This is a genomic window from Candidatus Methylarchaceae archaeon HK02M2, from assembly GCA_024256165.1.
Lineage (GTDB): Archaea > Thermoproteota > Nitrososphaeria > Nitrososphaerales > JACAEJ01 > HK02M2.
Window position 1 is genome coordinate 1 of record JAKLZG010000081.1, and the last position, 5,251, is coordinate 5,251.

Consider the following 5,251-nt stretch of genomic DNA (forward strand, 5'->3'; position numbering starts at 1 on the left):
CCAGTTAATAAATCAGGAGAGCTAACACTTCTCAAGAGAGGAGAAGATTATGTAATAAATGTGACAGATGGAACTGTGCAAGCAAATGTATATTTCATAGAAGATGGTGAAATCTCTAACCCGTTAGAAATAGAAGAAGGTGCTTTAATCAAGGTGCTTTATTCAACAAGGTCTGGATCATATGAGTGGGTAAATATAGGTAGAGATGCAGAACCAATAGACGACCTTAGTGCAACTCTAATAAAGGATGCCTTCGACTCATTAATGGGAATATCTGTAAAATATTCTGCCTTAGATATGAATAATCCTGATAAACCATCTTTATTGAGAAAGTTCGGGTTAGGTGATGAACCAGTAGACTACTATTACTATTATAATGCTTCTCTTGAAGGAGATTTAAGGACAGCGCTTAAGGACGATTGGAATAGTACAGTACCGATCTCAAGCTCAAACATAATAACTGTAGGTGGTCCAATGGCAAATGTTTTTGCCGAATATTATAATGAATTTACACAAGTAGTTTACAGGCAAAATAAGTTTGACTTTCTATTCTCGTCTGATTGGGGAGCTACATTCTACGGTTCTACAAGGGGTTACGCACTAGATACAAAAGTGCCAGGAACTCTCATTACAGATCTTGGTAGAGCAGGTATAGGGACACTATCAACATATATCGATATCAATGGTACTTTTAGTCTAATGGTATATGGCTATCGTGGCAAGGATACTTTCTGGGCATCTCAAGCCCTTTTCGATACTGAGTTGCCTATCTTTGTGGATGATGGTAATGGTGTGCTGGATTGGATAGATGAGAACGATAACAGCTTGATGGACCCAGAAGATAGTTTCGGTGATGATATAATGCTTGGTGAGATATATATCGATAATAATGGTGAATCGAAATGGTTCTTCCTTCCTGGCATAGTTGCCCTAAAAATGCAGAATCCTGGTGTAACGTCCTTAGTTATGTTAATATACTATGATATTCATCACTCAAGTCTCACGCAGGACTTTCCAGTGATTCTTCTAGTAGAGAAGCTTGGAACGATAACCGAGAAGCCACAACATCCAGAACCCTAAAGTCTTTTATATCCAGAAGGATGATGATAGAAGGGGTGTCCTGATTATCTAAAATGTTTACTGAAATTAGGTATGATTTGAATATGCATCTTTATTTGTACGAATCTTTTATGATTATAATGTTCACAAAAAGTCGGATAAATTTAAATTCTGAAATGTTTTTACCAATTAACGTTTAAAGATTTGGGGTTTATTATGAGAGTACTTCAAATAATTAGTGAGGTACCTCCTACAAAGAGTGGTTTTGCTAGGTGTATACAAAATCTTTCTGAATGTCTTAGAAAATTAGGTTGTGAAATTGACATCCTCTCCGTGAGAGACCTTCACCACACAATGGCTGGTGAAGTAAAGTTAGTATTAGGTAAAGGCATCTTAAACAAGATAATGTCCAAAAAATACGACATCATAAACATCCATGGACATACGCCTAGTTTTTCTGATGTTGCATTCATGCTAGGAAAGCTAACTCGGAAACCTATCGTTTATACTTTACATTGCCTAGTAAATTTTTACTTTTATCATCTTCCTAATCTTTACAACCTTTTTATAAATCACATCCTTCAATTCTCAGATGCAATAGTGGTTAGTTCAAAATCCTACTTAGAATATATTAAGGGATGTGAAAGGAAGTTTGTAATTCCATGGGCCGTGAATGCTGAACTTTTCCAAGGTGATCGTATTATGCATGATAGCTACAATGTGCTTTTTGTAGGTCAAATGAGATCATACAAAGGTCAAAAAATCCTACTACAAGCTGTAAAGGGCTTAGCAGCCGATCTTAGGATGGTAGGAGATGGACCTGACTTAATTTTTTATAAAGAATTAGCTAAAAATCTTAAATTGGATAATGTAAGATTTTATGGGAATGTGAGTGATACCGAGCTCAGACAATTGTATTTGAGCTCGGATGTTCTTGTTTTACCTAGCGTAAGTAAAAACGAAGCATTCGGACTTGTTACATTAGAGGCTGCAGCTAGTGGGTGTGCAGTAATAGCATCTGATTTACCCGGTGTTAGAGATGTTGTGAAAGATTTTGGACTTTTAGTAAAGCCTGGAAGTATAGAAAGCTTACGGGAGGCATTAAATTTCTTTCATGACCCCTCCGTAAGGGGACCCTTTATAGACAAGGGAAGACATGTGGTAACACAATACAGATGGGAAAATGTTGCCCAGAGCTATCTTGATGTATATGATACCGTAATAAATTGTAAAAATAAATCGGGGAACCTCAATGATTTTAAAGAAACTCCGTATCACCCCCATTAGACTTCTATTCATTTTTTACACCGTAATTCTAGCTATCATTTATCTCATGGCTGTACCACTAGAGTTAGGATATGAGTGGTACAACTTTTACGACTATCTAAATACAAATGATGTTATTCCTTACATAGAATATAGAGAAGGTTATCCACCAATTGGCTTTTTACCCTATTTTGCTGTGTATTTTATCACAGGTCAAAACGATCTTTTCTTCACTTACGGCTTTAGAGCTCTAAATTTAGTTCTACTTATATCAACCCTTTATCTGCTATTTCTTATAATTAAGTCTCTAAAAGGGGAGAGAAAGGCCCTCCAAACTTCCTTAATCTTTGCATTACTGCCATCAATAGCATTGACAAATGCATATTCTAATGATGTTATTGCCCTCTTTTTCTCAGCATTTGCCATTTACTATCTTATACAAAGGAGACCAGGTCTCACAGGTTTAATGATAGGATTAGGCGTAATGTCAAAAGGATTTCCTCTCCTTTTACTTATACCTTCAATTTTTTACTTCGATAAATGGAAGGAACGGTATAAGCTTATCAGGGCAACAGCCATTTTGATACTTGCTATATCTTTGCCATTTCTTATCTTTGATTTTTTTACGTACTACTCTACTTTTATACATCACGGGACAAGAGGACCCTGGGAGACTGTCTGGGCACTTATCGAAGGTTGGTATAGTCATGGAGGTTTTCTACATCCTGCATTCGATCAATTCTTTTATCACACCGATCTTTTAAATATGTACGATCTTTCACCATACGATCATGTATTCTATCTTTGGAACTATCCTTGGCTCCCCCCTCTTTTGACCATTGCTCCCTTTGCCTTGATTTTATTTGGAGTATTAATCTTTAAAGGAAAGAAACAATACATACTCCAATTTGTTGGATTTACATATTTCTCGTATATGTTTTTTTTTAAAGGGTACAGTACCCAGTTTTCTGTAACTTCTCCCTTCTATGTGCTTATAGCATTAGGTAGCTATATGGTGCCATTAATATTGGTCCTTGAATCCTCTCAAATGCTCCAATGGCTTACTTGGAATGCAGGATGGAGTGATCAGCACTATGTCCTTCTAGTATCCGCCATATTAATTAGGACAATTTTCTTTATCGTTATTCTTTATCAAACTTCTCACCATGCTTATTCTTTAAGACATAAAATATCTTTGAAAATCAATTATAAATGGGCCAAGATCAATATAGCTTCCACTTTAAAAAAGGCTTGGAAGCCTTCCATATTGGTAATTCTTTCGGTAGTTATTCTTATAGGGCTAGTCATTTCTGTTCAAAGTTCTATTAAATTTAATGAAACGGAGAAAAATGTAGAGCTCTCTCTAAATAGACCAGAATATATATCATTAGGAAAACTAGCGAAAGATGATCGAGTCATGCTGAAGCTTGAAACTCGATCAGAAGTTATTGTCCAAGTTGTCTCTCAACCTGAATCAAGGATTTTGGAGAAAGGGAATATAAATCCCCCTAGCTTTAGAGGCTACTTTGATGATACAAGATATTTTTTTGTAACCGATTATCCCTCAAGCTATACACTAAAGTTATTGATGGTCTACCCTTCCATCCCATTCCGTATCACTGATGGACTCTATGGTGATGCCGATGTAAACATATCTGCGATTGAAGGAAATGTGTCTATGCTTAATATAACTGTTGAAGATAGAGGTGTAGACAAGCAGAATACCTTATTTAGACTTGCATACCCTGTTGATGAGATAGTTGATGAAAATTTTGAAGTAAAATTAAACCTTAGACTAGACAAAGGAAATTTATCTAAGATACTCTTTGATGTCTTCGATATTACAGACGATTGGTTATACACATTTAATATATCATCTAATGTAGAAAAAGGAAGTAATTGGATATGCTTTAAACTTGATAAGGATTCTAGAGATATCTCTGGGTCTACAAACATTTTAGGTGATAGAATATCCCAATTGGCAATATCGATGTTGATCGAAGATGGAAATGGAGCCACTGTGACTATCGGCAACTTTGAGATACAAAGTAATAAAGGTAATGTACAAGTCCCTTTATATGCTGAGAATAACGAAGAGATCGATTATGCTATCTATTGGTCGAGTAAGTATCATTTAGAAATACAGCACTTTGTAATATGGTTCGGTTTCATCTTATGTCTAATCGCTCTTGACAGAGAATTAAGAATTTTAAGATAAATTAATAAGGTTCTCTTGAATTAAGATTTCATTATAGTCAGAATTGTAGGCTATGAGAAGGATTCGAACTGAAACTCCATCAACTAGAGAGCTAGGTATTCCTTCTGTGGAAAGGACTTCATTAATCTCATACTTTCCACTTTGAGTTTCGTAAAAGTTAGAACTGTTGTCCCAATAAAATCCATAAGGTATCCATTCTGAATCCCAAGGGGCATGTAAAAGTAACATTATGAGATCATGAATCACTTTCTCATCTGACATTTGATTATAATCATCACCTAAAGCAAGCCATCCACCTTCACCTACATTTATGAAGGCCGGGAGTGTCAAGTTATACATAACTCCTTGATAGAGCAAGTTATAATCCCCATAACCATAGAAATCTATGCCCTCTTGTGCTATGTTATCTTTATCAAACCCTTGTAAACTCCACCAATTCGTGATTCCTAACGAGCTAGTGATCCTAGTTGGGGTAAAATCGCCTATGCCGAAGTTACCCTTTAATAGCTCAGATTCTACTCCTCCTGTAGTTAGAAAGAAGCTTGCATCATTCCACTTAAATGAATCTTTATTGAAAGATACACGACCATCGGAATTCAAAATGTATTTATGGGGTTGAGTCGAACCAATCGTAACTAAGATTAAACCATTGTCAAACATCCAATCATATAGTAATGACTTATCATGAGAAGAGTTATCCCTTACATG

At 35.8% G+C, this 5,251-nt stretch carries 4 protein-coding genes; 3 read left to right on the forward strand and 1 reads right to left on the reverse strand.

The genetic code is table 11. The features are described from left to right. From L6N96_06430 to L6N96_06440, 3 genes are all read left to right on the forward strand, one after another. A partial coding sequence (locus tag L6N96_06430; protein MCP8323794.1) for a hypothetical protein occupies positions 1 to 1,080 on the forward strand: 1,080 nt, incomplete at its 5' end. Positions 1,081 to 1,275: 195 nt separating this feature from the next. Further along, positions 1,276 to 2,346, forward strand: a complete 1,071-nt coding sequence (locus tag L6N96_06435; GenBank protein ID MCP8323795.1) for a glycosyltransferase family 4 protein — start codon at positions 1,276 to 1,278, stop codon at positions 2,344 to 2,346. Then, positions 2,312 to 4,543: a glycosyltransferase 87 family protein gene (locus L6N96_06440; protein ID MCP8323796.1), complete on the forward strand. Its 2,232-nt coding sequence runs from the start codon at positions 2,312 to 2,314 to the stop codon at positions 4,541 to 4,543. Before L6N96_06435 ends, L6N96_06440 begins: the two co-directional genes overlap by 35 nt. On the opposite strand, the gene L6N96_06445 is transcribed toward L6N96_06440, so the two are convergent. Continuing rightward, positions 4,535 to 5,251, reverse strand: a 717-nt coding sequence (locus L6N96_06445; GenBank protein MCP8323797.1) for a hypothetical protein, incomplete at its 5' end; no start/stop codon positions are given. The genes L6N96_06440 and L6N96_06445 overlap by 9 nt on opposite strands.